The organism is Bacillus sp. R86525, from assembly GCF_042466195.1.
GTDB lineage: Bacteria > Bacillota > Bacilli > Bacillales > Bacillaceae_G > Bacillus_A > Bacillus_A nitratireducens.
In genome coordinates this window covers 1,430,139-1,456,094 of the sequence record NZ_JAXHPX010000007.1, presented here as the reverse complement: position 1 = coordinate 1,456,094, position 25,956 = coordinate 1,430,139, and the positions used below count along the sequence as shown (strand labels likewise).

Annotated in this window: 30 protein-coding genes, 3 pseudogenes and 2 riboswitches; of the genes and pseudogenes, 13 read left to right on the top strand and 20 right to left on the bottom strand. The window is 34.8% G+C overall.

Going from position 1 to position 25,956, the window contains the following annotated elements; all coding sequences use genetic code 11:
* The first annotated feature begins 29 nt into the window (after nucleotides 1-29).
* Nucleotides 30-1,130, top strand: coding sequence for an ABC transporter ATP-binding protein (locus SJY24_RS10200; protein ID WP_377864564.1), 1,101 nt, complete (start codon nucleotides 30-32; stop codon nucleotides 1,128-1,130).
* A gap of 64 nt (nucleotides 1,131-1,194) precedes the next feature.
* On the opposite strand, the gene SJY24_RS10195 is transcribed toward SJY24_RS10200, so the two are convergent.
* The 3 genes from SJY24_RS10195 to SJY24_RS10185 all read right to left on the bottom strand — a co-directional run bounded on the left by SJY24_RS10195 (nucleotide 1,195) and on the right by SJY24_RS10185 (nucleotide 2,599).
* Nucleotides 1,195-1,704 (bottom strand): SDR family NAD(P)-dependent oxidoreductase, encoded by a 510-nt coding sequence (locus SJY24_RS10195; RefSeq protein WP_377864563.1) that lies wholly within the window; start codon nucleotides 1,702-1,704, stop codon nucleotides 1,195-1,197.
* Between the two features lie 65 nt (nucleotides 1,705-1,769).
* Nucleotides 1,770-1,865: a hypothetical protein gene (locus SJY24_RS10190; RefSeq protein WP_000145641.1), complete on the bottom strand. Its 96-nt coding sequence runs from the start codon at nucleotides 1,863-1,865 to the stop codon at nucleotides 1,770-1,772.
* A gap of 278 nt (nucleotides 1,866-2,143) precedes the next feature.
* Nucleotides 2,144-2,599, bottom strand: coding sequence for an RDD family protein (locus SJY24_RS10185; protein WP_000769075.1), 456 nt, complete (start codon nucleotides 2,597-2,599; stop codon nucleotides 2,144-2,146).
* Between the two features lie 131 nt (nucleotides 2,600-2,730).
* On the opposite strand from SJY24_RS10185, the gene SJY24_RS10180 reads away from it, so the two are divergent.
* Entirely contained in the window at nucleotides 2,731-3,162 is a 432-nt protein-coding gene (locus tag SJY24_RS10180) for a DUF3997 domain-containing protein (RefSeq protein WP_377864562.1), read from the top strand.
* A gap of 36 nt (nucleotides 3,163-3,198) precedes the next feature.
* On the opposite strand, the gene SJY24_RS10175 is transcribed toward SJY24_RS10180, so the two are convergent.
* Both SJY24_RS10175 and SJY24_RS10170 read right to left on the bottom strand, forming a co-directional pair.
* Nucleotides 3,199-3,957, bottom strand: coding sequence for a hypothetical protein (locus SJY24_RS10175; RefSeq protein WP_377864561.1), 759 nt, complete (start codon nucleotides 3,955-3,957; stop codon nucleotides 3,199-3,201).
* Nucleotides 3,958-4,144: 187 nt separating this feature from the next.
* Nucleotides 4,145-4,864, bottom strand: a pseudogene (locus SJY24_RS10170) (DUF4184 family protein); the annotation flags it as partial.
* A 146-nt stretch (nucleotides 4,865-5,010) separates the two neighbouring features.
* On the opposite strand from SJY24_RS10170, the pseudogene SJY24_RS10165 reads away from it, so the two are divergent.
* Together SJY24_RS10165 and SJY24_RS10160 are read left to right on the top strand one after the other, a co-directional pair.
* Nucleotides 5,011-5,274, top strand: a pseudogene (locus tag SJY24_RS10165) (hypothetical protein).
* Nucleotides 5,275-5,284: 10 nt separating this feature from the next.
* Complete coding sequence (locus SJY24_RS10160) at nucleotides 5,285-6,010, top strand: AAA family ATPase (protein ID WP_377864560.1); 726 nt, start codon at nucleotides 5,285-5,287, stop codon at nucleotides 6,008-6,010.
* 31 nt (nucleotides 6,011-6,041) lie between these two features.
* Here the strand turns inward: SJY24_RS10160 and SJY24_RS10155 are convergent, their stop codons facing one another.
* From SJY24_RS10155 to SJY24_RS10145, 3 genes are all read right to left on the bottom strand, one after another.
* Nucleotides 6,042-7,217, bottom strand: a complete 1,176-nt coding sequence (locus tag SJY24_RS10155; protein WP_377864559.1) for an acetyl-CoA C-acetyltransferase — start codon at nucleotides 7,215-7,217, stop codon at nucleotides 6,042-6,044.
* A gap of 139 nt (nucleotides 7,218-7,356) precedes the next feature.
* Nucleotides 7,357-7,806, bottom strand: coding sequence for an NUDIX hydrolase (locus SJY24_RS10150; protein WP_141533248.1), 450 nt, complete (start codon nucleotides 7,804-7,806; stop codon nucleotides 7,357-7,359).
* Nucleotides 7,807-8,064: 258 nt separating this feature from the next.
* A complete protein-coding gene (locus tag SJY24_RS10145; protein WP_000288333.1) occupies nucleotides 8,065-8,358 on the bottom strand; it encodes a DUF3928 family protein in 294 nt (97 codons plus the stop codon).
* A 177-nt stretch (nucleotides 8,359-8,535) separates the two neighbouring features.
* On the opposite strand from SJY24_RS10145, the gene SJY24_RS10140 reads away from it, so the two are divergent.
* Nucleotides 8,536-9,153 carry an ImmA/IrrE family metallo-endopeptidase gene (locus tag SJY24_RS10140; protein WP_377864558.1) on the top strand — a complete coding sequence of 206 codons (618 nt, stop codon included), beginning with the start codon at nucleotides 8,536-8,538 and terminating at the stop codon, nucleotides 9,151-9,153.
* A gap of 15 nt (nucleotides 9,154-9,168) precedes the next feature.
* Here the strand turns inward: SJY24_RS10140 and SJY24_RS10135 are convergent.
* The 4 genes and pseudogenes from SJY24_RS10135 to SJY24_RS10120 form a co-directional block, all read right to left on the bottom strand.
* A pseudogene (locus tag SJY24_RS10135) lies at nucleotides 9,169-9,393 on the bottom strand (DNA-binding protein).
* Between the two features lie 51 nt (nucleotides 9,394-9,444).
* A complete protein-coding gene (locus SJY24_RS10130; protein ID WP_377864557.1) occupies nucleotides 9,445-10,203 on the bottom strand; it encodes a DUF1129 domain-containing protein in 759 nt (252 codons plus the stop codon).
* Nucleotides 10,204-10,216: 13 nt separating this feature from the next.
* Nucleotides 10,217-10,984, bottom strand: a complete 768-nt coding sequence (locus tag SJY24_RS10125) for a DUF1129 domain-containing protein (protein ID WP_377864556.1) — start codon at nucleotides 10,982-10,984, stop codon at nucleotides 10,217-10,219.
* Nucleotides 10,971-11,315 (bottom strand): PadR family transcriptional regulator, encoded by a 345-nt coding sequence (locus tag SJY24_RS10120; RefSeq protein ID WP_166688087.1) that lies wholly within the window; start codon nucleotides 11,313-11,315, stop codon nucleotides 10,971-10,973. Before SJY24_RS10120 ends, SJY24_RS10125 begins: the two co-directional genes overlap by 14 nt.
* 196 nt (nucleotides 11,316-11,511) lie before the next feature.
* Here SJY24_RS10120 and SJY24_RS10115 point away from each other — a divergent pair, with 196 nt between their 5' ends.
* Nucleotides 11,512-12,288 carry a 3-hydroxybutyrate dehydrogenase gene (locus SJY24_RS10115; protein ID WP_377864555.1) on the top strand — a complete coding sequence of 259 codons (777 nt, stop codon included), beginning with the start codon at nucleotides 11,512-11,514 and terminating at the stop codon, nucleotides 12,286-12,288.
* A 60-nt stretch (nucleotides 12,289-12,348) separates the two neighbouring features.
* On the opposite strand, the gene SJY24_RS10110 is transcribed toward SJY24_RS10115, so the two are convergent.
* The 4 genes from SJY24_RS10110 to SJY24_RS10095 all read right to left on the bottom strand — a co-directional run bounded on the left by SJY24_RS10110 (nucleotide 12,349) and on the right by SJY24_RS10095 (nucleotide 15,874).
* On the bottom strand, nucleotides 12,349-12,486 hold the full coding sequence (locus SJY24_RS10110; RefSeq protein WP_000393342.1) for a YvrJ family protein: 138 nt from the start codon (nucleotides 12,484-12,486) through the stop codon (nucleotides 12,349-12,351).
* A 74-nt stretch (nucleotides 12,487-12,560) separates the two neighbouring features.
* Complete coding sequence (gene mtnA, locus SJY24_RS10105; protein ID WP_377864554.1) at nucleotides 12,561-13,616, bottom strand: S-methyl-5-thioribose-1-phosphate isomerase; 1,056 nt, start codon at nucleotides 13,614-13,616, stop codon at nucleotides 12,561-12,563.
* On the bottom strand, nucleotides 13,613-14,791 hold the full coding sequence (gene mtnK, locus SJY24_RS10100; RefSeq protein ID WP_377864553.1) for an S-methyl-5-thioribose kinase: 1,179 nt from the start codon (nucleotides 14,789-14,791) through the stop codon (nucleotides 13,613-13,615). The genes mtnA and mtnK overlap by 4 nt, the downstream gene beginning before the upstream one ends.
* Nucleotides 14,792-14,881: 90 nt before the next feature.
* Nucleotides 14,882-15,022: riboswitch (SAM riboswitch) on the bottom strand.
* A gap of 72 nt (nucleotides 15,023-15,094) precedes the next feature.
* On the bottom strand, nucleotides 15,095-15,874 hold the full coding sequence (locus tag SJY24_RS10095; protein ID WP_377864552.1) for a carbon-nitrogen family hydrolase: 780 nt from the start codon (nucleotides 15,872-15,874) through the stop codon (nucleotides 15,095-15,097).
* Between the two features lie 99 nt (nucleotides 15,875-15,973).
* On the opposite strand from SJY24_RS10095, the gene SJY24_RS10090 reads away from it, so the two are divergent.
* The 6 genes from SJY24_RS10090 to SJY24_RS10065 all read left to right on the top strand — a co-directional run bounded on the left by SJY24_RS10090 (nucleotide 15,974) and on the right by SJY24_RS10065 (nucleotide 20,991).
* A complete protein-coding gene (locus SJY24_RS10090) occupies nucleotides 15,974-17,164 on the top strand; it encodes a pyridoxal phosphate-dependent aminotransferase (protein ID WP_377864551.1) in 1,191 nt (396 codons plus the stop codon).
* Nucleotides 17,165-17,216: 52 nt separating this feature from the next.
* Nucleotides 17,217-17,322, top strand: a riboswitch (SAM riboswitch).
* Nucleotides 17,323-17,386: 64 nt separating this feature from the next.
* Nucleotides 17,387-18,631 (top strand): 2,3-diketo-5-methylthiopentyl-1-phosphate enolase, encoded by a 1,245-nt coding sequence (gene mtnW, locus SJY24_RS10085; RefSeq protein ID WP_377864550.1) that lies wholly within the window; start codon nucleotides 17,387-17,389, stop codon nucleotides 18,629-18,631.
* On the top strand, nucleotides 18,628-19,287 hold the full coding sequence (locus tag SJY24_RS10080; RefSeq protein WP_377864549.1) for a 2-hydroxy-3-keto-5-methylthiopentenyl-1-phosphate phosphatase: 660 nt from the start codon (nucleotides 18,628-18,630) through the stop codon (nucleotides 19,285-19,287). The genes mtnW and SJY24_RS10080 overlap by 4 nt, the downstream gene beginning before the upstream one ends.
* Nucleotides 19,284-19,922, top strand: coding sequence for a methylthioribulose 1-phosphate dehydratase (locus SJY24_RS10075; RefSeq protein ID WP_377864548.1), 639 nt, complete (start codon nucleotides 19,284-19,286; stop codon nucleotides 19,920-19,922). Before SJY24_RS10080 ends, SJY24_RS10075 begins: the two co-directional genes overlap by 4 nt.
* Nucleotides 19,900-20,412, top strand: a complete 513-nt coding sequence (locus SJY24_RS10070; protein ID WP_377864546.1) for a 1,2-dihydroxy-3-keto-5-methylthiopentene dioxygenase — start codon at nucleotides 19,900-19,902, stop codon at nucleotides 20,410-20,412. Before SJY24_RS10075 ends, SJY24_RS10070 begins: the two co-directional genes overlap by 23 nt.
* 303 nt (nucleotides 20,413-20,715) lie before the next feature.
* Nucleotides 20,716-20,991 (top strand): hypothetical protein, encoded by a 276-nt coding sequence (locus SJY24_RS10065; protein WP_000054656.1) that lies wholly within the window; start codon nucleotides 20,716-20,718, stop codon nucleotides 20,989-20,991.
* A 61-nt stretch (nucleotides 20,992-21,052) separates the two neighbouring features.
* Here SJY24_RS10065 and SJY24_RS10060 read toward each other — a convergent pair whose 3' ends face one another.
* The 4 genes from SJY24_RS10060 to SJY24_RS10045 form a co-directional block, all read right to left on the bottom strand.
* Nucleotides 21,053-21,385, bottom strand: a complete 333-nt coding sequence (locus SJY24_RS10060; protein WP_000365603.1) for a DUF3909 family protein — start codon at nucleotides 21,383-21,385, stop codon at nucleotides 21,053-21,055.
* Between the two features lie 5 nt (nucleotides 21,386-21,390).
* Nucleotides 21,391-22,269, bottom strand: a complete 879-nt coding sequence (locus SJY24_RS10055) for an NAD(P)-dependent oxidoreductase (protein ID WP_144504333.1) — start codon at nucleotides 22,267-22,269, stop codon at nucleotides 21,391-21,393.
* A 4-nt stretch (nucleotides 22,270-22,273) separates the two neighbouring features.
* The gene (locus SJY24_RS10050; protein WP_377864545.1) at nucleotides 22,274-23,404 is read right to left on the bottom strand and encodes a serine hydrolase domain-containing protein; all 1,131 of its coding nucleotides are present in this window, start codon (nucleotides 23,402-23,404) and stop codon (nucleotides 22,274-22,276) included.
* Nucleotides 23,405-23,495: 91 nt separating this feature from the next.
* Nucleotides 23,496-24,788 carry a GGDEF domain-containing protein gene (locus SJY24_RS10045; protein WP_377864544.1) on the bottom strand — a complete coding sequence of 431 codons (1,293 nt, stop codon included), beginning with the start codon at nucleotides 24,786-24,788 and terminating at the stop codon, nucleotides 23,496-23,498.
* Between the two features lie 331 nt (nucleotides 24,789-25,119).
* Between SJY24_RS10045 and SJY24_RS10040 the strand changes: the two genes are divergently transcribed.
* Entirely contained in the window at nucleotides 25,120-25,737 is a 618-nt protein-coding gene (locus SJY24_RS10040; RefSeq protein WP_071771568.1) for a nitroreductase family protein, read from the top strand.
* The last annotated feature ends 219 nt before the right edge of the window (nucleotides 25,738-25,956 follow it).

Genomic DNA, 25,956 nt, shown 5'->3' with positions numbered 1-25,956 from the left:
GTTTGCATAAATTTCTAGGGGGAAATATCATGGCAGAACTTAAATTAGAAAATATTTATAAAATATATGATAATAACGTAACAGCCGTAACAGATTTTAACTTACACATTCAAGATAAAGAATTTATCGTATTCGTCGGTCCTTCTGGATGTGGAAAATCTACCACATTACGAATGGTAGCTGGCCTTGAAGATATTTCAAAAGGAGAATTTTCAATTGATGGTAAGCTAATGAACGATGTTCCTCCAAAAGATCGAGATATCGCAATGGTCTTCCAAAACTATGCTCTTTATCCGCATATGAGCGTGTATGATAATATGGCATTCGGATTAAAACTTCGAAAAATACCGAAAGATGAAATCGATCGTCGCGTGAACGACGCAGCAAAAATTTTAGGGCTTGAACAATATTTAACTAGAAAGCCAAAAGCGTTATCAGGTGGACAACGACAACGTGTTGCATTAGGCAGAGCAATTGTTCGAGACGCAAAAGTTTTCTTAATGGATGAACCATTGTCAAACTTAGATGCAAAACTACGTGTTGCAATGAGATCCGAAATTTCTAAATTACACCACCGCCTTGGCACAACGACAATTTATGTAACACATGATCAAACTGAGGCAATGACAATGGCTTCACGTCTTGTTGTTATGAAAGATGGAAAAATCCAACAAATCGGAAGTCCAAAAGAAGTATATGAAACACCTGAAAATATTTTCGTTGGTGGTTTTATCGGTTCACCCGCAATGAATTTCTTCCGCGGAAAATTAACTGAAACCGATTTCGTTATAGACAGTTCACTAAAGTTTAAAGTATCTGAAGGAAAAATGAAATTATTACGCGAACAAGGCTATGTAAATAAAGAAATTGTTTTAGGTATTCGTCCAGAAGATATTCATGATGAACTATTATTTTTAGAAGCTTCACAATCTACTACTTTCACAACAAAAATTGAAGTTGCTGAGTTGTTAGGTGCTGAATCCATTTTATATATGAAACTTGGAAACCAAGATTTTGCAGCACGTGTTGATGCAAGACATATATTTTCACCTGGAGACCAAATTAAATTGGCATTTGATTTAAATAAAGCGCATTTCTTTGACAGCCAAACAGAACAACGTATTCGCTAAAATTTTTTTCTTCTATATAACATACAAAAAAACCGTCCACATACATTGAGGGCGGTTTTCATTATTATACTAGGGTGTCTACTGTATGAAATGATTGTCCTTTCATGCTAATAATACCGAAAATCGGTAAGTCACTAAGCACCACTTCTTCTTGCTGTTTCATAAAAGATGACGTTAATTGTTTTATCTCTATCCAAACGTCATTAATACAAAGTACATTGGAATCGTTCTCTTGTTGGCGAGAGAAAATAGAATCTATTTTATATAAACCAGCATTTTGAAAAAGCATATCAATGCGACTGAATGCATTCAAAGTAATACTGATAACGCGTTGCCAATCTCCTTGTTTTTCCATATCATAGGATACAAAAAGTGCCTCTCCGCCTAGATTCGTAATTTCTTCCACTGTTGCTTGTCCACTTTCTTGATCAATGTCCGTCACAATTACTTTTGCGCCTTGCTTAGCCAACAAAAGAGCTGTACTACGTCCAATACCGATGCCACCACCAGTTACAATGGCAACCTTTCCTGCAAGCTTCATTTTCATTACCCCTTCTATAAGTCTTACCGTCATTCAGTATACTCCTTTACTAGATTAGTCCGCAAGCAGGAAAAGTTAACCTTACAAATTGTAAACGATTACTTTTTTGTCTCTTTTTTCTTACTATTATATTGATCAAAGGTTAAACCGATAAAAATAAGAATCCCCCAAAATATTAAGCTACCTCCGGTCATTCCAAATCCCCCTTTGTAATATAACAATATTATCTATATTCATTATACCATTAACTTAATTTTCGATCTATTCAAATGAAAAATAGGATGTTTGAATTAGCCACCGCTTCTTTAAACATCCTTCAATAACATGGTGAGTACTATATAGGAGATATCCAGCCTATATAAATCCCATTATATCAATTACATTTATCAAATTTCTAAAAAAAATAAGACTTTTTATATACAAACAATAAAAAGTCTTATTTCACTATTATAACGTATAATCTAAATGTTCCTTATACCAGACTCATCACTTTCGTCTTTGCAATTAAATCATGGAAACCACAATTATCTTTGCGGAATAACATCATATATACGTTACATATTAATGGGATTCCAAGTAATAATATGTTTGGTAATAACAATACAAAAAATCGTATTATTAATGTTTGTAACGTTAGTTTTTCACTTGTTAATGAAATTACTTTTGTTCTTGTTACCTTTTTACCTACTGTAGAACCGTTCCAAATAAAGGGTAACAAAATAAAATATATAGCCATTAGCATGAAAGCTACCGTAAGGTCATATCTATAGTCACCAAAACTTATATTAAAACGATTGAAAATAGCACTATAGTTTCCGGTGATAACAGCTACTATCGCACCGTACATAACCGAGATTAAAAACATGTCAATAAGGGAAGCACCTATGCGATTCATTACAAGCGCTGGACGATGCATCTTTAACTTCATTCTATGTCGACTCCTTCATATCCTTCTTTACCCGTTTCATCGTACCACTTCTAAAAAACATTGTAAACTAGCGTTTCTCTTACTTTTCTTGTACAATGTGTTACAACAGCACTATAAAGGAGGTTCCCATATTGAAAAGATGGATAATCCTATTTGCCGCACTCTTATTAACAGGTTGTACAGGCAATACAAACCATTTAACCTATACCATTAACGACGAATATGAACTCATACATACTTCTGGAGATGCATTTGAACTTTTCCCCTCGCAAGATGCTGTATATGCTACACAATACATTCCTGCAAAAATCACAGAAATTGCTTGGGACGATAAATACATTATCACAAAACAAATTGTGGAAAAATCAGATCCAAATAATCCCGATGCAGCAATTACAAATAAAAAAAGTGAACATTATTGGATTATCGATGTAAAGCATAATAAACGATTCGGTCCTTATAATGAAAAACAATTTAACGAACAAAAAGATGCATTTAAAATTACAGTACCTTTTCAAAGCGTAGATTCATATGTGAAAGAGCTAAAAAAACAGTCAGCATAAATTTTTATGCTGACTGTTTTCGTTTAAATACACACCTTACTTGGAAAGTGAGATATTGAAAGTTTGTGGCTCTTGAACAGCTTCATGAGTATCTCCTGCCGCTAAATCATCTGTTGTAAACTTAATATCCTTTACCTTCTCTTTTCCATCATCAAGTATTAAACCGATAATTCCGGCTCGTGTCTCACCAGGCTTATAATCTTCCCTTGATACACGCTTTGTCCCCACCAGTGTGTCTTCTTCATATAAAAAGTTTTGAGTCGCTACATTAAAATGTTGTTTATCATTAATAATAACATCATTCATAGAGAAGAATTGCATGTCCTTATTTCCACTATTTTCTACCTTATATGTAATTTCAACATACCGAATCGTGTCGCTAATCTCTGTTCCACTTAACGATGCATATAATTCAGCATCTTCTTGACTCACTTTATCTCCCAATCTACGCTTTACTTCTTCAGGAGTTAATGCCGTATACACTTTCAATGTATTTTTTGCATCTTTGCTCATTTGTGATAATGAGATAACTTTAACGTCTTGTACATGAATTTTCATTGGGGCTACTTCAAATGTTTGATTCACAGAATGAATCTGTTCTAATTCAAATGTCCCCCATCCTTTTTCTTTCACTTTTTGTCCTACTTTTTTAAGCTCACGCCCACCATACTCTTTTGTTTCTGGAATAGATTCTTTCTTTTTAGGTTCTGCCTTCTTTTCTTCTTGATGGAAGCAACCACTTAACATAAGAAGAAAACTACATAAAACAAAAATACTTTTCCATGCTTTCATCATTTAATTTCTCCTAACACTATCATTCATTAATATAAAGTGAAACTTTAATCAGTGGGGTTTTTGTCCATCCCCACTGATTATTAGTTGAACCAATCGGGCTTTTACGGGCAGTTGATCTCCCACCTAACTTCTTCGCTCCAGCCGAATTTTGAGGTGGGAGTCTTACTGCCCGTTAACGCGGGATAAATTAGTCCCTTGCTTTGTAAACCATAGAAACAATGAGAAGTCCACAAAACGAACTTGTCAGTCCAGATACTATTATACCCCCTATTTGGAAAATATGAAAATAGGGATCTACAAACGCGTGAACGATAAATACTAGAGCTGCGACAATGATTGCCGAAACCCAATACTTCCTTTTTTCTGAAGCTATCATAATATCTTTCCCTGTTTCATCTTTATACTTCCATAGTACGTATAATAGTAATAATAAACCAATACATGTACTCCCGTGTTGCATAAATTTATACACTGGAATACTATGTAATTCTCTTTGTAACAATGGTATTTTCATAACGAAGTAGCCTGTATGATGAGTAAACGCATCCCAAACGACATGCGTGAGCATACCAAATAAAGCAGAATAGCAAAATACAAAAAAATCTTTCCAAGTATAAAGCCCCCACCTCTCATCTACTGCATATGTATAGTAGCCAGCAAATGGTTTAGGTAAATGTGTTATAAACGGCTTTTTTAAAATGTGATGATATATGTATGCGAGTAGAAATACAAGCGGTAAATTTAAATATAAGAACCCAAGCCATGTATGGCCAATGACACCATACGGTCTAAAGTGTAAAAAATATTCAAAATCAGGCGCCATACTCCCTAATATAAGAGCCGTTACTGAAATATATTGAGAACGCTTTTTCACAAAAGGAAGAACAGCTGCTGGATGTTCGCATGTTTTAACTCCTTTTCATAATTTCAATAGAATACATACTATCATAACGACATGAATAATCTCCATGCAATATTTATTTTCACATTGGAATATGATAGTTTAAATGATATAATCCACATGAAATATTCAGAAAATAAGGAGGGATTCACGTGTCATTAGCACTTGTCTTTTTTCTTATTCTGTTTATCTTGTTTTTAAGTACTTACATCAGATTTTTTATATGGAAGCACTATAAAAGTATTAAATATATGCCTGCTCTCATTGGTTTTATAAACGTTCTTTTTATTTTCATGTGAAAGAGAATGACTTTCGGTTGGGAAGGCCTTGGCGCACTTCAATATACAATACTATTAACAAATTGTCTTCCCCTTGTATTTGCTGCTTTTTTAGAATCAAAATCCGTTATGAATTGAGGTTTATATATTGATTGACGTACCCTTTTTAAAAAATGTCACATTAAAAAAAGAAAATATCCCTAGTTTTTCTGCCTATCCTTACTGTCTACCCGCTATCCGATCATTACAATCACTCGCTTTCCACCCAAATGTAACATTCATTATTGGAGAAAACGGAACGGGTAAATCAACATTACTCGAAGCAATTGCAGTTGCTTTAGGTTTTAATGCAGAAGGTGGAACGAAGAATTTCCGTTTTAGCACAAATGATTCACATTCATCTTTACATGAATATCTTCGAATTTCAAAAAGTTTCAATACACCAAACGACGGCTTCTTTCTTCGTGCTGAATCATTTTATAACGTTGCTTCTTATATTGATGAAATAGATGCTATAAAATCTTATGGAGGTGTTTCACTTCATGAGCAATCCCATGGTGAATCATTTTTCTCCTTATTTATGAATCGTTTTTCAGAACAAGGTTTATACATTTTAGATGAGCCTGAGGCCGCTCTATCACCAATGAGACAACTTTCCATGCTCATTCGAATGCACGAACTAGCGGAACAAGGTTCGCAATTTGTTATCGCGACGCATTCTCCTATTTTAATGGCTTACCCTGAATCCACTATATACTCTTTAACACAAGAAGGGATTCACGAATCCACATTAGAAGAAACTGAGCATTACCAAACGACGAAACTTTTCTTTGAAAATCGTGATCGATTATTTCATCATTTATTTGATTCTTAAAAAAAAAGAAGCAGCGATTGCTGCTTCTTTTTTATAGTGCTTCTATAAATAATGCTACCCCAATACCGCCACCGACGCATAGAGAGGCAATTCCTTTTTCTAGCCCGCGTCTTTTCAATTCATGAATTAAACTTACCGTAATACGAGCTCCTGTACAACCGATTGGATGTCCAAGTCCTACACCACTACCGTTTACATTCACTTTTTCACGATCCAGACCTAATTCTTTCTCTACAGCTAAATATTGTGCAGCGAAAGCTTCATTAATTTCAAGTAAATCAGCATCTTCTAATGACCAATCTACTTTTTCTAATCCTTTACGAATTGCTGGTGCTGGTCCAATTCCCATAATTTTAGGATCTACCCCAGCTACTGAATATCCAACAATTCTAGCTAACGGTTGTAAGCCTTTTTCTTTCGCTTTTTCTTCACTCATTAATACTAGAACTGCACTTCCGTCATTAAGACCAGATGCATTTCCTGCCGTTACCGATCCATCTTTACGGAAAGCTGGTTTTAATCCAGCTAATTTTTCCGCTGTAATATCTGCACGTGGATGTTCATCCTTCGAAAATACAATTTCTTTTCTACGCTCTTTTATTGTAATAGGAACAATTTGATCGTCAAAGTATCCAGACTCGATTGCTTGCAGTGCCAATGTATGACTGCGAAGCGCAACTTCATCTTGTTCCTCTCTTGTAATTTCATATTGTTCAACTAAATTTTCCGCTGTTTCACCCATCATAATATGATGAATCGGATCTTCTAGCACTTCCCACACCGTGTCACGAATTTCTCCGTGCTGTAGACGTTGTCCCCAGCGGTGCTGTTTCAATGCATAAGGGCTCGAACTCATCGCTTCTACTCCACCTGCAATAACAACATCACTCACACCTAATTGAATTTGCATTGCAGCTGACATAATTGCTTGCATACCTGAAGAACATTGGCGTTGGATTGTATACCCCGTAACTGTGTCAGGAAACCCCGCCGCTAATGCAGCCGTTCTCGCCGTATTTGCTTCATCAGTTCTTTGAATACAATGACCTAAAATTACTTCGTCAACTTCATGTGGTTCTACCCCGCCTCGTTTTACAGCTTCCTGAAGTACAGGAACAGCTAATTCTACTGGCGTTACATTTTTTAGCGCTCCCCCAAAAGTTCCGATTGGTGAACGAACTGCAGCTGTAATAACAACATTATGCATTTTGTACTTGCCCCTCTCTTATGTATCCTAGTCAGTTTTTAGGTGAAATTCCATAAGATGTATGTCTACAATTATCATACTATAAACATACTAAAAAATCAAAATATTAAATATAATAAAAATAGAAGGAATTAACCTTCTATTCTGTTAATGCGTATAGGAATTTTTGTAAAATCTTCTCTGTTGTTTTATTCAAATTCGGTAACTTATCTACCGGAAAATATTGAAGCTGTAATCCTTCATGATCAAGCTTAACTTCCCCACTCACATGATGACCCTGATACAGATGAATTACATTAAAAATTTCATCTCCATTTGGATATTGGAAGTACACTTCTTTTCCCGAAAGAACCCCAAGAAATTGCATTATTTTTGCACTTAGCCCCGTCTCCTCGAATAATTCTCTACGAGCAGTTTCTTCTGTCGTTTCTCCCAATTCCATTGCCCCGCCAGGCACACCCCAATCATATGTATCTGAACGATATTGAAGCAATACTTCTTGATTATCATTTAATATAATAATTGCTGACCCTACTAAAATAAGTGGTCTCGTACCAACTACTTTGCGTAACTCTTCAATATACCCCAATATGTAAACTCTCCTTTCCTCACCCTCCCTTATCATAACAAAATTTTTCTCATTTTGTTGATGTAAATTTTAAGAAAAAAAGAAAGCTTTCGCTTCCTTTTTTCACCGTTATCCCGCTATTTGCGGGCAGTAAGACCCCTACCTCAAAATTCAGCGAAAGTAAAGAAGTTAGGTGGGGAATCAACTGCCCATAAAAGCCCGATTGGTTCAACTAATAATCAGCGTGGGATGAAGACCCCCACTGATTAAAGTTTCACTTTATTTCTTAAAGCTTTCGTATTTTACAGCTTCAAAAGCTTCTTCAATTTCCTCATTGCTATAATGAACGTATGTAAAACGCCCTAATTCTACTAATCTAGCTATTTCTTGTAACGCTTTATGTTGATCATATGTTTCTTCAATTGTAATATGTACATAAAATTTCATTAATGGATGTTCATATAAAGGTTCTCCCACCTCTACATATACATCTTCAACCCCTTGCACAACTCTTACGTAACTCGCAAATTGATAAAGTGCTTCTCTGTCTGAAACGATTTTTAATGTATACATATATTCTCCCCCTTTCCTTTACTATATCAAAAAGATGACCACACTACGTTATAGAACTATGAAATTTTTTCGACTTATAGTCAATATTTTCATGTAATAAACAAGGCGTTTATCCATACATAGCATCTTTTCCCCACATATATTATAGGAAGAATTTTTTCATTTGAGGTGTTCCTTATGGATCCATACGTCAATATATGTATTTGCATTACGCCAGGCGCTAATATTTCTGACGACCGCATCGCAAAAGATTTAGCAGTTGCAGAATCAATTTGGCATCCCATTACATTTCAAATTCAAGAAGTAATTGTGTTAAATGAGCTTTTCCGTTTTTCTGACCGTGAGATTAGTTATAAAAGTTCCATTCAAAGTCAGGAAAAATTAGCATCCTTTTTCCAAACGTGTGTAAATGAAGCTCCAGAATGTGATCTTTATATTTGTTATATTGGCAGTGATTATTTTAAAGAAACAGCAGTAATTGCCTGCGCTTATTCTTTAGCAAAACAACAACAGCTTACTGGTTACGTCGTTTTAACAAACTCAGCTGCTCCAACGAAAAATATATACACCCTCGCTCACGAAATTGGTCATATTTTATTTACAAGACGGATTCACGGAAAACTTACGCACGCAGATCCTCATTCTCCAACTGGATCGGAGCACCATCCTTCTCCATCAAATCTTATGTACCCTATAGTCCCCCGCCCAGAAAACGTTCATATTCATTCCTTATTAACGAACGAACAAAAGGAACTCTCCTTACAAAGTACTTTATTACAAAGAAAAAAACAGTAACAATCTTGTTACTGTTTAAAACAACTTATTCCAATCAATAAACCAAAGCCCGGCTGCAAAGGATACACTATACCCTAAGCATAATCCCTCTAAAAATCAATATATAGTATTTCTTTGGAAATAATTTATTGTATATCCAGAGCAGCCACTTTCCTATTAATCTAAAAAGATAGATTCTAGCTTATCACCTAATAAAATCTTAAAATAGTCCTCATGTATTTCTTTTGGTGAAAACAGTATAGTTGATCTTAGAAATCAAATCCCTCATATATAAATAACTGTCCCTCTTGCTTATTCGTATACTTCTCTTTTTTCTAATTTGATATGAATTTTTAAAAGTATATAAATAACAATGAAAAGAATTATTTGTTGTACATACATTCCAATAACACTTGATACACCTATCATTCCAAATGCATATTCTAATACAATTGGAACTAGTAAATATGACAAAGTAAACCAACCACCAAATTTAATATTTATTATAGCCGCTAAAAGAGCTACTACACCAACAAGAGTGAAGCTTTCTATAACAGTAAATTTAATAAATGTAGTTCCATAAAAATTATTTAATAATGCAATACTAAAAATTGATAAAAACCATATCGCACCTGATATATACATAATTAAAAATTCAGTTCTTTTACGCTTAAATGCTGCTGTTCTCATTCCCCATATTAATACAGTAATTCCTGCAAAAATCATAATTGGATATCCGATTAATTCAATTAAAGAATAAGATAAGCGATGATCGGCTTCACTAAAGAATACACTCTTCATCATCGTGAAAGCCAATAAATTTACAATAAGGTAAAGCAATAATTTATAATTACCTTTTCTATCTATATCCATCTCTTTCGCAAGTTGATTAGCATATTCTTTTGGAGCATGACCGAATATATCACTTACCGTCTTTCCCTTCTTCTCACCTTCTATTAAATGTAGTTCCGCATCTTCTATAAAGGAAATAATATCAGTTTCTCTAATGCCCTTGGTTCGTAAATACCCTTGGGTATCATCTAAAAATTTTTGTCCTTCATTCGATAACACTTTTATCCCTCCCTCATTTAACCGTTTCTTTTCTATTCGTCTTCATCATAATTTCAAGGAAAATTAAAATAAACAAACTTCCGTATAAACATATAATTTGAAATAACATTGGCACGAGATCTTCTGATGTAAATGTTTTAAACACTAACATAATAGAAAGCGGAATGATTAAATATAAGTTTTTAAACCATCCTTCAAAATACATATTTATCGCTACTGTAATAATAAAAATCCCACCACCTAATATATAACTTTGCACTTGAGTGAATGTAACCATCTTTGTAGGATATATTACATCTAATATCGTAACAGCTCCTAATAAAAACATTGGAGCGATCATAACTAAAGACCACATAGAAAACCACGTTTTTGTAAAGCTTGTTACAAAGGTCATTTTACGAAGTAGAAAATTAGGACCCATTACAGCTAAAATCAATGTAAAACTATAGCCAATACACTGAATAAGTGAAATCTGTAAAACTCCATTATTCACTATTACAATAGAAGCAATAATCCAAAATGCTACGATATTCATTACTGTAAAACCAATTTGCTTCCACGTTTCCTGTCTATCTCTTTCCATCACTTTTACAAGTTCATTGGCATATTCTTTCGGCGAGCTTCCAAAAATTTCTTCTATACTTTTTCCGTCACTCTCACCTTCTATTAAATGCAACTCTGCATCTTCTAAAAAACTTTCCATATCGCTTTCTTTCACACTCTTTGCGGTCAAAAATAATCTCATATCTAATAAAAACTTTCGTGCTTCACTTGATAGCATTATTTTTTCTCCCTTTCCCCTCAAGTAGACGCTCTACACTACTTTGCATCGCTTCCCAGCGATCCATAAATTCATCCAGTGCTTCCTCGCCTTTTTCTGTTAATGTATAATATTTTCGCTTTGGACCAGATGGAGATTCCTTCATTACACTTGTTATTAATCCTTCCTTTTGCATTCGTATTAATAACGGATAAATACTTCCCTCACTCGCCATTGTGAAACCATACTTCGCTAGCTTTTCACTCATTTCATAACCGTATATTTCACCTTCAGAAATAATAGCAAGTAAGCAACCTTCTAAAATCCCTTTTAGCATTTGACTTGTCGACATAACTCAAACCCTCCCACTATCTTGTTTTACAAGATAGATAAGCGTAAGTATCTTGCTTTACAAAGTAGTATAGCAGAGACTATTTTGCAAAACAAGATAGCTAAAGATATTTTTCCAAATGTTTGCAGGAATTTCATTATTGCCTCTCTAAATAGAGCAATAAGAGAACTTTTATTATGAAGGAGTGCTTTTCATCATGGTTACAAATCGAGTTGTCTTTTTAACAGGTGCTGCGAGTGGTATTGGATATGAGATGGGGAGTGCTTTTGCAAAAGAAGGCGCAAAAGTTGTTATTACTGATCGTCTTGAAGAGCGTGCGAAAGAAGCTGCTGAACAATTACAAAAGGAAGGATTTCAGGCTATCGGTTTAAAATGTGACGTTACATCCGAAGTAGAAATTACAGCAGCAATTTCTCAAACAGTTAATCATTTCGGTTCATTAGATATATTAATTAACAATGCAGGAATGCAACACGTTTCACCGATTGAAGATTTTCCAACTGAAAAGTTCGAGCTACTAATCAAAATTATGCAAATCGCTCCTTTCATCGCAATTAAGCATGCCTTTCCGATTATGAAAAAACAAAAGTATGGTCGGATTATTAATGTCGCTTCCATTAATGGCCTTGTCGGATTTGCTGGAAAAGCTGCTTATAATAGTGCGAAACATGGCGTAATTGGATTAACAAAAGTGGCTGCTTTAGAGGGAGCAACTCATGGAATTACTGTAAATGCTCTTTGTCCTGGATATGTTGATACCCCTCTTGTACGAAATCAACTACAAGACTTAGCAACTACGCGAAATGTACCACTTGAAAATGTTTTAGAAGATGTTATTTATCCTCTCGTACCACAAAAGCGCTTGTTGCAAGTACAAGAAATTGCGGATTATGCTATGTTTTTAGCAAGTGAAAAAGCAAAAGGCATAACTGGTCAAGCTGTTGTTATCGATGGTGGATATACTGCTCAATAAAAAAATAAAGTTTGCTCTTCGCGAGCAAACTTTACTTTACTTTCTATCGCGAGGATCTTTCTACTTTAGTAATTGTTTAGGGAGTTTCTCAATTGCAACAATCACTCCGTCTAATTTACTTTCAATGCGATGTAGTAAATATAGCGTTACAACAATTGGAAACCCCACATTACCTATCATCCTGATCCACTCTTCCATCTTTCTCTCCTCCCTTCATTACATAAATAAGAGAAAAAGAGATTGTTAGGCATAAAAAAACAAGCTATTTGTGATTAACTTGTTTTTTCAAATAATGATGTAATTTCTCGCTTATAATCTCCACGTAAAATACCTTTCTCAGTAATAATCCCTGTAATTAATTCATGCGGTGTTACGTCAAATGCAGGGTTAAATACAGGCGTTCCAAGTGGTGCTACTTGTTTCCCAAAAATTTTCGTAACTTCTGTTTCATCTCTTTCTTCAATAACAATTTCTGTACCTGTTTGTTTCGTAATATCAAACGTAGATAACGGAGCTGCAACGTAAAATGGGATACCGAAATACTTTGCTAATATAGCTAAATTCATTGTTCCGATTTTATTTGCTGTATCTCCATTTGCGACAATTCGGTCCGCTCCTACTATAATCGCGTTTATTTCTTTCGTTTGAATAGCATGACCTGCCGTATTATCGGTAATAAGTGTTACATCAATATTTGCCTGTTTTAATTCCCAGGTCGTTAAACGCCCGCCTTGTAAAACCGGTCTCGTTTCACACGCATACGCATGTAAACGTACACCTTTTTCTTTCCCAATATAAAACGGTGCTAATGCAGTGCCATATCTAGCAGTTGCAATACTTCCAGCGTTACAAATTGTTAAAATGTTATCACCGTCTTTAAAGCATGTTAATGCATGTTCTCCAATACTCCGGCATACCGCTTCATCTTCTTGCTGAATGAGAAGCGCTTCTTCTTCTAATATTTTTTGTGCTTCTTTTATTTTAGTAATTTCTCGAATGGATTCTCTCATACGATCGATTGCCCAAAATAAATTGACTGCTGTCGGGCGTGACGTCCCCAAATAATTACAATCTCTATTAAACTTCTTTTGAAATTCTTCAATATGTAAAGTGTTATATTTTTTTGATGCAAGCGCCAAGCCAAATGCAGCTACAATTCCAATTGCAGGTGCTCCTCGTACTTCTAGCATGACAATACTTTTCCATACCTCTTCAATCGTCGTTAATGTTTTGTATTCTGTGCTATGCGGCAACTTTGTTTGATTTAATACTGCAATGGCATCACCTTTCCAACTGACAGACCTCGGAACAGTAACAATTGTACTCATGCTTTTACGCCTCCAACGGTCTGTTGAAATAACGTTCGAAATAGTTGAATATCAGCACACTTGGATTCATATTTTATTAGTTCTTTTCCTAAGTATAGCGCTTGCTTCTTAGCTTGAATTCTTTTTTCTTTATTTGCTATTTCATCTAAATCCGCTACATGAGCTAGGCCAATTGTTCTACGAATCAGTTCACATCCGGCAAACCCGACGGCATCAGTAAAGATATTTTGCAAAATAATTGGTAACCATTGTTTTTCTTTCGTATATGCTTCTACACCTTCTCCAATCCATAACTTCGTAAAAGTTTCTACAAAATAACTCCATGTCTTTTCTATATGGAAAAATAGTACACTTCTCTCTTCTTCTTCTCTAGATAAAGCATTTAATAATAGATTTGCAATAAATTGACCGATATCAAATCCAAATGGACCGTACGTTGCAAATTCTGGATCAATCACTTTCGTTTCAGCAGGTGATGAAAAAATACTACCCGTATGTAAATCACCATGAATAAGCGCTTCTTTTCTCGTTAAAAACTTATATTTATATTGTGCTACTTTTAGTTTTAAAGTTTTGTCACTCCAAAGTTCATCAATTACTGACTGTAAATCTGACTCATAATCATTCGTATCGTAATGTCCAAACGGATCTGTAAAAACTAAATCTTCTGTAATTTTACTAAGGTCTGGATTTACAAATGTACCTTCTAGCACCCTTTTCTCTTCTGACTGTAAACCGAAATCTGAAGTATAAAATAAAACATGTGCTAGAAAACGACCGATATGCTGGGATAAAAGTGGATATCCTTCTCCATCTATTAATCCTTTTCTTGTAATTGTTAGCCTTGATAAATCTTCTATGACTGTTATTGCTAACTCTTCATCATGACTGTACACTACCGGCACATATTCCGGCACATACTTTGCGAAAATTTGTAATGCTTTACTTTCAATCGTCGCTCTTTTTATAGACAGTGGCCAGCTCTCACCAACGACTTTCGCATATGGCAGCGCTTGTTTTATTATAATAGACTTCTCTCCATCATCTAATTTGAACACGTAATTTAAATTTCCATCTCCGATTTCATGACAAACTACATTCGCTTTCTTTTCAAAATATCCATGTTCTTTCGCATATTTTACAGCTGTTACTTCTGTTAATGAATAATATCCCATCGTCTTTTCCTCCTTTTTAAATTCAGAGGTTTTTCCAACGCAGAAAAACCTCTTTCCACTAAGAAAGAGGTTTGAAGTTTATCTTCTCCCCTCTTATCTGCCAGAAATTTTACTTTCTGCTGGAATTAGCACCGTGCCTTTTGGCGTCATAAACGCCCCATTTCACAATGGTATTACGGTCGGTTGCTGGGCTTCATCGGGCCAAATCCCTCCACCTGCTCTTGATAAGAGTTATATAATTTTTTAGAATTTTTAACTTTATGTTGAAGACTATACCAAGAATAAAAATCACTTGTCAACATTTTATTTGTATAATTCTGGACGTCGATCTGCAAAAACTGGAATTCCTTTACGTACCTCTTTAATCTTCTCGAATGTAAGCTCTCCAAATAAAATTGATTCCTCTTCATTTGCCTCTACTACAACTTCCCCCCAAGGATCCACAATTAAAGAATGGCCGGCAAACTCATTATTAGGATCCTTTCCTGCCCTATTACATGCAACAACATAACACTGATTTTCAACTGCTCTTGCTTGCAATAGCAAGCGCCAATGCGCTAAACGAACTAATGGCCATTCTGCTACAACAAATAAAACTTTTGCACCTTTAGCAGTATGAACGCGCATCCACTCTGGAAAACGAATATCATAACAAATTGTGCCAGCACACTCTATATCATCTAACTTAAATTCGCCTGTACTATTTCCTGCGATTAAATATTTATGTTCATCCATAAGCTGAAATAAATGCACTTTACTATATTCATTGACTAGCTGACCTTCATTATTTACAACATACATTGTATTTGTGACACCTTGCTCTGTTTGCTTCGCTATGGAACCACCAACAATATGTACACCATATTGTTTCGACCATTCTTTCAACTTTTCTTTCGTTTCTAATCCATCCGTATCTGCAATTTCAGAAAGCCTCGTTAAATCATATCCTGTCGTCCATAGTTCTGGTAAGACAATAACATCTGGTCTTTCCTTCATCGCTTCACTTATTTTATTTTTAGCATTTTCAATATTTTTTTCTACATCTCCAAAGACAATATCCATTTGAATACATGCGACTTTCATTTTGTCAGCCCCATTCTTAATTTTTTTCTTTACAAAATACTGGAAAGATTATATCATTTGTCACTAGAATTGTAACAACTTTCAAAAGAGGTGGAAAGTATGAAATTATTTCAACCTTCTGAGATAGTAACATCATTGCCGACACAATTTTTCGCTTCACTTGTTGCAAAAGTTAACAAAGTCGTTGCAGCCGGTCACGATGTTATTAATCTAGGTCAAGGTAATCCAGATCAACCAACACCGCCGCATATCGTAAAAGCTTTACAAAATGCTGCAGAAAAGACCATTCATCATAAATATCCGCCATTTCGCGGACATGAAAGTTTAAAGGAAGCTGTGGCAACATTCTATAAACGTGAATACGGCGTAGAATTAAATCCAAAAACGGAAGTTGCCATTTTGTTTGGCGGAAAGGCCGGATTAGTAGAATTACCAATTTGTTTTACAAACCCTGGCGATACCATTCTCGTTCCAGATCCAGGATATCCGGATTATTTATCAGGAGTTGCTTTAGCAAAAGCACAATTTGAAACAATGCCGCTAATTGCAGAAAATAATTTTTTACCGGATTACACGAAAATTGATGACACTATCGCTGAGCGTGCAAAGCTAATGTTTTTAAATTACCCAAATAATCCTACTGGTGCTACTGCATCAAAAGAATTTTTTGATAAGACTATTCACTTCGCTAATAAACATAATATATTAGTCGTTCACGATTTTGCTTACGGTGCTATTGGATTTGATGGTCAAAAACCTGTTAGTTTCTTGCAAGCAGATGGTGCCAAAGATGTAGGAATTGAAATTTATACATTATCAAAAACTTTCAATATGGCTGGATGGCGTATTGCTTTTGCAGTAGGGAATGAAAGTGTCATCGAAACAATTAACTTATTGCAAGATCATATGTATGTTAGTATTTTCGGTGCAGTTCAAGACGCAGCACGCGAAGCGCTATTAAGTTCGCAATCCTGTGTAGTAGAACTTGTTAATAGTTATGAATCTCGCAGAAATGCTCTTATAGAAGCTTGTCATGCAATCGGTTGGAATGTTGATATTCCAAAAGGATCATTCTTTGCTTGGCTCCCTGTACCTGAAGGCTATACATCTGAGCAATTTTCTAATATTTTACTAGAAAAAGCACACGTTGCAGTTGCTCCTGGCGTTGGATTTGGTGAGCACGGTGAAGGCTATGTCCGTGTTGGCCTCTTACATACAGAAGAACGATTACGTGAAGCAATTAATCGAATTGATAAATTAAAAATTTTCAAAAAGTCATTGACAACATGAAAAATATCTGACAAAATTCAGTTATCTTAAAAATTTAAACATTTCTAAATACTTCTTATCAAGAGCAGGTGGAGGGACGAGCCCGACGAAGCCCGGCAACCGATCTACAATTGTAGACACGGTGCTAATTCTCGCAGCATTACGCTGACAGATAAGGAGCTGGTTGTAAAAAAACCTCTCCTTAGCTGAGAGGTTTTTTTATTTAACTAGGAGGTTATAACAATGAGCGGAATTATAGCGACGTATTTAATCCATAACGATTCACATAACTTAGACAAAAAGGCTGAGCAAATTGCACTCGGTTTAACAATTGGCTCTTGGACTCATTTGCCACACTTATTGCAAGAGCAACTAAAACAGCATAAAGGTAACGTCATCCATGTTGAGGGATTAGCTGAACAAGAACATACCAATTCGTATTTACGTAAAAAAGTAAAACGCGGGATTATTAAAATCGAATATCCGTTATTAAACTTCAGTCCAGATTTACCAGCGATTTTAACAACTACATTCGGAAAGCTATCACTTGATGGCGAAGTGAAATTAATTGACTTAACATTTTCAGACGACTTAAAACAGTATTTCCCTGGTCCAAAATTCGGGATAGATGGTATTCGAAATCTTTTACAAGTGCATGATCGTCCCCTTTTAATGAGTATTTTTAAAGGCATGATTGGACGAAATATTGGGTATTTGAAAACGCAATTACGCGATCAAGCAAGTGGTGGTGTAGATATAGTAAAAGATGATGAAATATTATTTGAGAATACATTAACACCACTTACGAGACGCATTGTATCTGGAAAAGAAGTTTTACAATCAGTATATGAAACATACGGACATAAAACGTTATATGCCGTAAATTTAACAGGACGAACTTTTGATTTAAAAGAAAATGCGAAACGCGCAGTGCAAGCTGGGGCTGATATTCTATTATTTAACGTATTTGCTTACGGACTAGATGTACTACAATCACTGGCAGAAGATGATGAAATCCCAGTTCCCATTATGGCACACCCTGCTGTAAGTGGTGCTTATTCCGCATCGAAGTTATATGGAATCTCGTCTCCATTATTACTTGGAAAGCTACTTCGCTATGCTGGGGCTGACTTTTCATTATTCCCATCTCCATACGGAAGTGTTGCGTTAGAAAAAGAAGAAGCTCTCAACATTTCAAAATATTTAACTGAAGACGATCCATTTTTCAAGAAAAGTTTTGCTGTTCCATCTGCTGGTATTCACCCTGGTTTCGTTCCCTTTATTCTACGAGATTTTGGCAAAGATGTTGTTATTAATGCTGGCGGCGGGATACACGGACATCCGAATGGGGCGCAGGGCGGCGGTAAAGCTTTCCGTACTGCAATTGGTGCTACTTTACAAAATAAACCACTCCATGAGGTAGATGAAGTGAATTTACATAGCGCATTACAAATATGGGGAAATCCCTCACATGAGGTGAAATTATGAGTATTCAAGTGTTTTGTGATTTCGATGGCACGATTACGAATAATGATAACATTATGTCCATTATGGAAAAGTTCGCACCACCAGAAGCAGAGGAAATAAAGCAAAAAATTTTATCGCAAGAACTTTCTATTCAAGAAGGTGTTTCTCAATTATTCCGATTAATACCTATTAATCTACACGATGATATTATTCAGTTTTTACAAGAAACTGCTGAAATCCGTACAGGTTTTCATGAATTCATACAATTTATTAATGAAAATAACATTTCTTTTTACGTTATATCAGGTGGAATGGATTTCTTCATCTATCCACTCTTACAGGAAATAATCCCTAAAGAACAAATTTATTGTAATGCAACTGACTTTTCAGGAGAATTTGTTGAAGTGAAATCGCCGCACCCTTGTGACGAGCAATGTCAGCATAGTTGTGGTCTCTGTAAATCATCATTAATTCGGAAACTAAGCTCTACAGATGATTTTCATATTGTAATTGGAGATTCAATTACTGATTTACAAGCTGCAAAACAAGCAGATAAAGTATTTGCCCGCGACTTCCTTATTACAAAGTGTGAAGAGAATCATATTGCTTATACACCCTTTGAAACATTTCATGATGTTCAAACTGAATTAAAACATTTGTTGGAGGTGAAATCATGAAACAACTTTTTCGCCAATGGTATGACTTAAGCGAGATAAAAAAAGAATTAACAACACGAAATTGGTTTCCAGCAACGAGTGGTAATATTTCTATAAAGGTTAGTCATGAGCCACTCACTTTTCTTATTACAGCAAGTGGTAAAGATAAAACAAAAACTACTCCCGATGATTTTCTATTAGTAGATCATCTAGGGGTTCCCGTATTAGAGACTGAATTACGCCCTTCAGCAGAAACAATATTGCATACACATATTTATAACAATACGAATGCCGGGTGCGTACTTCATGTTCATACAACTGATAATAATGTCATCACAAATTTATATAGTAATGCAGTCACCCTTCAAAATCAAGAAATTATTAAAGCTCTCGATATTTGGGAAGAAGGTGCAACGATTAACATTCCTATTATCGAAAACCATGCCCATATCCCAACGCTTGGAGAAAACTTCCGAAAGCATATACAAGGAGATTCGGGAGCAGTATTAATCCGTAACCATGGTATTACCGTATGGGGCCGAGATAGCTTTGATGCAAAGAAAAGATTAGAAGCTTATGAGTTTTTATTCCAATTTCATATAAAACTATTATCAATTCAAGGAGGCGTTTCTAATGGCGCAAATTCGTATTCATGAAGGAAATACTCGTATCGAAAATGAAGTGGAAGTATCTAAATTTCTACAAGAGGAAGGCGTTTTATATGAGAAATGGAACATCTCTAAGCTTCCTACTCATTTAAATGAAAATTATTCGTTAGCAGATGAAAGCAAGGCTGAAATATTAGCTGTGTTTTCAAAAGAAATTGCTGATGTTTCAGCGCGCCGAGGTTATAAAGCTCATGATGTAATTTCACTTTCAAATAGCACACCTAACCTTGACGGATTATTAATTAATTTCCAAAAAGAACACCATCATACTGACGATGAAGTTCGCTTTATTGTCAGCGGTCATGGCATCTTCGCTATTGAAGGAAAAGATGGTCGATTCTTTGACGTTGAACTTGAGCCTGGTGATCTTATATCTGTACCTGAAAATGCAAGACATTATTTTACCTTACAAGATGATCGCCAAGTTGTAGCTATTCGTATTTTTGTTACAACAGAAGGTTGGGTTCCAATTTATTAAGGTAGCTAGTTGAATAAAAGATTGGAACCCCTTTTCCAATCTTTTATTCACTCTACATATATACATCCTCCTATGGAACAGGCTTATTTCATAACATTGAAGTAAGCCTGATTTTTTATTTACTAAAATAATTTGTCCCTTTCGTTTATTCAAATCACACTTCCATTTTATCAAGTATATTTCGGAACACTTTTTGAACATTTATTGAACTTTTTTTGGATTTTTTCTGAAAATTCTGTTTTGCGTATGATATACTACAACTAATAAGAAGGAAAAGAATATTGCAAGCAGAGGGGGATAATCATGAGTTTACTTATCGCACTTATACTAGGAGTTTCATGTGGAGCTATTCCTGTCATTTTAGGAGCTATTATGGAAGAATTAGAAGTTGGTGTTTTAGGTTTTGTCGCATCTTGTGTAAGCGCTTTATTTTTTGGTTTGTACGGTGCTATTCCTGTTGCTATCCTGTGCGCATTTTATATAGTACGCCATGCTCGCGCGAAACAGTTTGGTCCTAATCACACTGCACAAGTTATTCCATTCCCAATTGAACGATGCCGCCGCGCTTCCAGCCTATAAATTATCCAACTTAAATATTATGCCTGCCTAAATAAATAAAAAGTCCTCAAATGAGGACTTTTTATTTATTTTCTTCTAGAAATTGAAACAATTCTTGCAAATGAAGTGCATCTTCACTATAGCTAACGGATACGTGACATGTCCCTTCAATCTCAGCATGCATATAAAGGGCAATTCCATCTCGATCATATTTCAATGCCAAATAAAATTCCATTTCCTCTAACATCTTTTTCGAAGTTCGGATAACATAATGCCCTTTCTCATCTCGTCCATATTCGAAACTTGGCTCAAAATCGTATTTTTGTTTAAATGCTTCTTTTTGCTTATCATTAATCTGTACACAAGTTGATTGCTGCACAGCATCAATCATCTCATCAAACTTTTGGAGATCCATCTCATTTACCCCCTTATATACTTTTTGTATAATACTTGTGTTCCGCTATTCTCTTCTCCATCTGCGATTAGTTCTTCATACAATTCCCTCGCTAAGGTTAAACCCGGTACTGGTAATTGTAGTTTTTCAGCTTCATCTAAAGCAATCTTCATATCTTTCATAAAATGCTTTACATAAAAACCAGGTTCAAAATCTCCTTTTAACATTCGAGGAGCTAAATTACTTAATGACCAGCTACCTGCTGCTCCTGTCGAAATACTCTCTAATACTTTATCTGCATTAAGTCCAGCCTTTTTCGCATAAGCAACAGCTTCACATACTCCAATCATGTTGGAAGCAATCGCAATTTGATTACACATTTTTGTATGTTGTCCACTCCCTGCTGGTCCTTGCAGCTGAATATTTGTTCCTAGCTTTTCAAATAACGGTAAACATTTATCATATATTTCGTTCTCTCCACCGACCATAATTGCGAGTCTTGCTTCTTTAGCGCCAACATCTCCTCCAGATACAGGTGCATCTAGCGTATATACACTCTTACTTTTTCCAGCTTCATTAATACGTTTTGCCAATGTTGGTGTAGATGTCGTAAAATCAATTGCTATCGTACCTTCATTTGCATGTTCTAAAATTCCATCTATCCCAAAGTACACTTCTTCTACATCATGAGGATAACCAACCATCGTCATAACAACATCAACTTGCTTTACTAACACTTTCGGTGTATCACACCAAGTCGCACCCTCTTGTACTAAAGAATCCGCTTTTTCTTTCGTTCTATTATACACATATACTTTATAACCACTTTGCATTAAATGGTTAACCATACTTTTTCCCATTACACCAATACCAATGAAACCTATTGATAAATTTTTATTTTCCATCTTCTCATCCCCTTTGTTCTAATAAATCATTTACCATCTTTCGAAATTCCTTATTAAAATCATCATCCAAACCATTCTTCACATTTGAGAATAAAATAACAAACGTTCCTTTTTCTTTATTGAAATTATTAAACGTATTCCACCCAGATAGTACACCATGGTTATGGAAATAATCTGGATATATGTAAAAGCTAAATGCATATTTTCTTTCTTGTGAAGGTGTAAACATCGCTTGTATACTTTGTTCAGAAAGAAGCTTTCCATTTATAATCGCTTCATCTAATTTTTTCATATCCCCTACTGTCGTATACATCTCACCCGATCCATATAACCAGTCCATCCCTAATTTTTGTGCTGGTACAAGCTCTTGATCTTTCTTCACATAACCCTGCGTGAAGTTTTTATCTCCAGGTACCATATTTCCCATACCTGATTCATGCATCTCGGCCTTTGTAAATATATTTTCTTTTATATAGTCTCCTAAAGGCTTTTTCGTTATATTTTCTATAATATAAGCGAGTACCATATAATTATAATCCGTATACTTCCAACCTGTTCCTGGTGGAAACTCTAATTTTTGACTTCCAATCCAAGTTACTAAATTTATACGTGAAGCTACATTAACTTTTCCTTTCCCATTTTCCGGTAAACCAGATGTATGCGTTAACAAGTGAAATAACGTAATATTTTTATCTGCTGGAAATGAAGGAATGTATTTATTTATATTATCTTGGATATTTAACTTCCCTTGTTCTTGCAACTGTAAAATGGACGTAGCAACAACTGTTTTCGTAATAGAACCGATACGATATTTTGTTTGAGGTGCATTTTCTATTTTATTTTGAACATTAGCATATCCATATCCTTTATTCAATATAACATGCTCTTTATCTGTCACCAAAACTGTCCCATTAAATTGCTTTCCTACTAAATATTGATCTAATTTTTGAGATATACTAGCATAATCAATTTTTTGTACTTCTTCTATATTACCCTGTACCTCTGACTCAATAGCGGGAGTTACCTTTGTTGTTAATACTGCTTGTTCCTTTAGATCGGGACTATAGAGAAAATAGTATACTCCGCCGCAAACTACAGCAGACAGTGAAGCCATAATCATTATTTTTTTTTTCATATTGTTCCTCCATAATTACTTCGTGAAGAGTGGTCCCCCATATTCTATTATCAGGCAATAAAAAAAAATCGCAACAATTTGTTGCGAAAAATCACATTTTTTCCTTTCTATATATACATACTTGATTTTTCCCATTTTTTTTTGCTTCATATAATGCAATATCCGCTCTTTGCATTAATTCCTCTTTAGTAATTCCTTGCTCATATAACGCAACTCCAAAACTCGCTGTTAATTTCGAAATTCCAGAGAACTGCTTTGTTTCAATGAAAAATCGTAACGATTCCGCAACTTGAAACGCTTCTTTTTCTACCGTATCTGTCACTAATATTATAAATTCTTCTCCTCCCCACCTTGCAAATATATGTTGATGTTCAACTTTAGATTTCATAAGATCTGCAAGTTGTACTAATGCTAAATCGCCAAAATCATGACCATATGTGTCATTTACTGATTTAAAATTATCTATATCAAACAAAATAAGTGCTATTTTTTCATCATTACGTATTACATTCTCCCACTCTGTCTCCAATATTTGTTGGAATTTCAAACGATTATATATTTCTGTCAATGAATCTATCATAGCCAGTCTTTCTTGCTCTTGATAGATTTCATCTAATTCTGTAATCTCTGTGCATTTTACTATAAATCGCGATAAGTCTTCTGGTAATGGTGTCGCACGTAATAAAAAGGTAGAAGCTTCACCTTCATAATTGTGCATCTTAATTCTTCTTCCATATGATAAAGTATCATCCAGCCATGTTACATCGTGAGTCGTCGAATAATATCCGGTCTCTCTTATAAGATGTTCTGCAAACACTAAATGTTGTTCACGATAGGTAAATAAATTATCATATCCGAAAAACTCTAAAAAATTTGTATTACAATCAACAATCTCATCATCTTCTACTATAAATAATAAATCATTTTGAAAATCAAACATCGTTTGAAGTAATTCTTGTTGTAAACTTACTTGTCGCACTAAAGAAAGCTGATATAAGCTCTTATTCACTTCCTCTAGTACTACTTGTGGGGTTACTGGTGCTATAACAATATTACGTATTCCTAACAGTAGTAAATCTGCAAACTCATTGTTTATCTGTTGATCCCAAATAATAATGAATGTGCTCTGTGAATTATATATATTCTTTATATATTTTATTTGAGCAAAATCTGTTACATACATAATTACAATATGCGGTCTAGTTCTATGAAACAACATTTCTCCTTCTTCAAAACTATTTGCTATAAACATACATTTTGGATGGACGTTTTCTATCGTTTGTTGATGTGTACATCCATCTTCTATATAAAGGACATTCAACTGAAGATCTTGTAATACATTTTGGAAAACAGTATTCTCTAATAAAAAATGTAGTATGTTCATCACTAGTCTTCACTCACTTCATATATCTTGTTCTACTGAATTCCTCATAATCATTTTATAAAAAATAGTTCTCAAAAAAATCCGATTAGTGAGGAATACATATTAACAAGCTAATTGAGAATGTTATCTTCGCTTATCTACTCTAGAAATTCCTTTTTTAGTGTATGATTATAGGAATTGTATCGTTTGTATGAATGCCCCACCTCGTTACTTAAAACTTGACAATTAAAATAAATTTATTATATTCTTAAATTCAATAACTTACAAAATGTAAGTAGAATATATTACATTTATTTTATATTAAGTTGATATGTAATTTGGAGGATATATAATGACAAACAATGACTTTTTTAACGTTTTATATGAACGCACATCTACACGTGCATTCAACCCCGAAAAAGAAATTTCATCTACAGAATTACATGAAATTTTAAAAGCCGCTGCACAAGCCCCTTCTGCTTGGAACTTGCAACACTGGAAATTCCTTGTTTTCCAAGGCGAAAACGTACAAAAACGATTACATCCAATTGCTTATAACCAACAACAAATTCTTGATGCTTCTGCCGTAGTCGCTATTTTAGGTGATTTAGAAGCATATAAAAATGTTGAACCTGTTTACGGTCCAATTGTTGAACAAGGATTTATGAAAGAAGAAGCAAAAGAGCGCTTAGCTAAAAACATTGAATCTGCATATACTCGTGAGCAATACCCACGAGATGCTGCCTTTTCAAATGCTGCTTTAGCAGCAATGCAACTTATGCTTGCTGCTAAAGCAACTGGCTGGGATACTTGCGCTATTGGTGGCTTCAACCCACAAGGACTAATGGAAGAATTTAATGTTTCATCTCGTTACGTACCAATTATGCTTATTACAATTGGTGAATCAACTTTAAAAGGTCACCCTGCACCGCGCATGAGCGTAGAACAAGTGAGTGAATGGGCGAAATAATAAAAAAACGAAGGTAATTTCATTACCTTCGTTTTTTTATATTCTGTCACACATCCGTAATATTACAATGTATTATTCGACATCTAAACATAGAAAAATCGTAATTTTCATGCTATCCCCATAAACAAATATGGCGTTTCGTGTCGAAATTTGTTAAACCGTCGAAAGATAACCGTGTATTTTTGTTACAATTGTGATACAATGATAACAAATAGATAA

Coding starts and splice junctions, on each gene's coding strand:
- SJY24_RS10115 (WP_377864555.1), top strand. CDS start 11,512: ATGGTTACAAATCGAGTTGTCTTTTTAACAGGTGCTGCGAGTGGTATT.
- SJY24_RS10175 (WP_377864561.1), bottom strand. CDS start 3,957: ATGATGAAAGCATGGAAAAGTATTTTTGTTTTATGTAGTTTTCTTCTT.
- SJY24_RS10095 (WP_377864552.1), bottom strand. CDS start 15,874: ATGAAAGTCGCATGTATTCAAATGGATATTGTCTTTGGAGATGTAGAA.
- SJY24_RS10125 (WP_377864556.1), bottom strand. CDS start 10,984: ATGCTATCAAGTGAAGCACGAAAGTTTTTATTAGATATGAGATTATTT.
- SJY24_RS10155 (WP_377864559.1), bottom strand. CDS start 7,217: ATGCATAATGTTGTTATTACAGCTGCAGTTCGTTCACCAATCGGAACT.
- SJY24_RS10080 (WP_377864549.1), top strand. CDS start 18,628: ATGAGTATTCAAGTGTTTTGTGATTTCGATGGCACGATTACGAATAAT.
- SJY24_RS10145 (WP_000288333.1), bottom strand. CDS start 8,358: ATGTATACATTAAAAATCGTTTCAGACAGAGAAGCACTTTATCAATTT.
- SJY24_RS10070 (WP_377864546.1), top strand. CDS start 19,900: ATGGCGCAAATTCGTATTCATGAAGGAAATACTCGTATCGAAAATGAA.
- SJY24_RS10195 (WP_377864563.1), bottom strand. CDS start 1,704: ATGACGGTAAGACTTATAGAAGGGGTAATGAAAATGAAGCTTGCAGGA.
- SJY24_RS10185 (WP_000769075.1), bottom strand. CDS start 2,599: ATGAAGTTAAAGATGCATCGTCCAGCGCTTGTAATGAATCGCATAGGT.
- mtnW (WP_377864550.1), top strand. CDS start 17,387: ATGAGCGGAATTATAGCGACGTATTTAATCCATAACGATTCACATAAC.
- SJY24_RS10090 (WP_377864551.1), top strand. CDS start 15,974: ATGAAATTATTTCAACCTTCTGAGATAGTAACATCATTGCCGACACAA.
- mtnK (WP_377864553.1), bottom strand. CDS start 14,791: ATGGGATATTATTCATTAACAGAAGTAACAGCTGTAAAATATGCGAAA.
- SJY24_RS10065 (WP_000054656.1), top strand. CDS start 20,716: ATGAGTTTACTTATCGCACTTATACTAGGAGTTTCATGTGGAGCTATT.
- SJY24_RS10110 (WP_000393342.1), bottom strand. CDS start 12,486: ATGGAAGAGTGGATCAGGATGATAGGTAATGTGGGGTTTCCAATTGTT.
- SJY24_RS10060 (WP_000365603.1), bottom strand. CDS start 21,385: ATGGATCTCCAAAAGTTTGATGAGATGATTGATGCTGTGCAGCAATCA.
- SJY24_RS10075 (WP_377864548.1), top strand. CDS start 19,284: ATGAAACAACTTTTTCGCCAATGGTATGACTTAAGCGAGATAAAAAAA.
- SJY24_RS10140 (WP_377864558.1), top strand. CDS start 8,536: ATGGATCCATACGTCAATATATGTATTTGCATTACGCCAGGCGCTAAT.
- SJY24_RS10040 (WP_071771568.1), top strand. CDS start 25,120: ATGACAAACAATGACTTTTTTAACGTTTTATATGAACGCACATCTACA.
- SJY24_RS10120 (WP_166688087.1), bottom strand. CDS start 11,315: ATGTCGACAAGTCAAATGCTAAAAGGGATTTTAGAAGGTTGCTTACTT.
- SJY24_RS10045 (WP_377864544.1), bottom strand. CDS start 24,788: ATGAACATACTACATTTTTTATTAGAGAATACTGTTTTCCAAAATGTA.
- SJY24_RS10200 (WP_377864564.1), top strand. CDS start 30: ATGGCAGAACTTAAATTAGAAAATATTTATAAAATATATGATAATAAC.
- SJY24_RS10050 (WP_377864545.1), bottom strand. CDS start 23,404: ATGAAAAAAAAAATAATGATTATGGCTTCACTGTCTGCTGTAGTTTGC.
- mtnA (WP_377864554.1), bottom strand. CDS start 13,616: ATGAGTACAATTGTTACTGTTCCGAGGTCTGTCAGTTGGAAAGGTGAT.
- SJY24_RS10190 (WP_000145641.1), bottom strand. CDS start 1,865: ATGACCGGAGGTAGCTTAATATTTTGGGGGATTCTTATTTTTATCGGT.
- SJY24_RS10055 (WP_144504333.1), bottom strand. CDS start 22,269: ATGGAAAATAAAAATTTATCAATAGGTTTCATTGGTATTGGTGTAATG.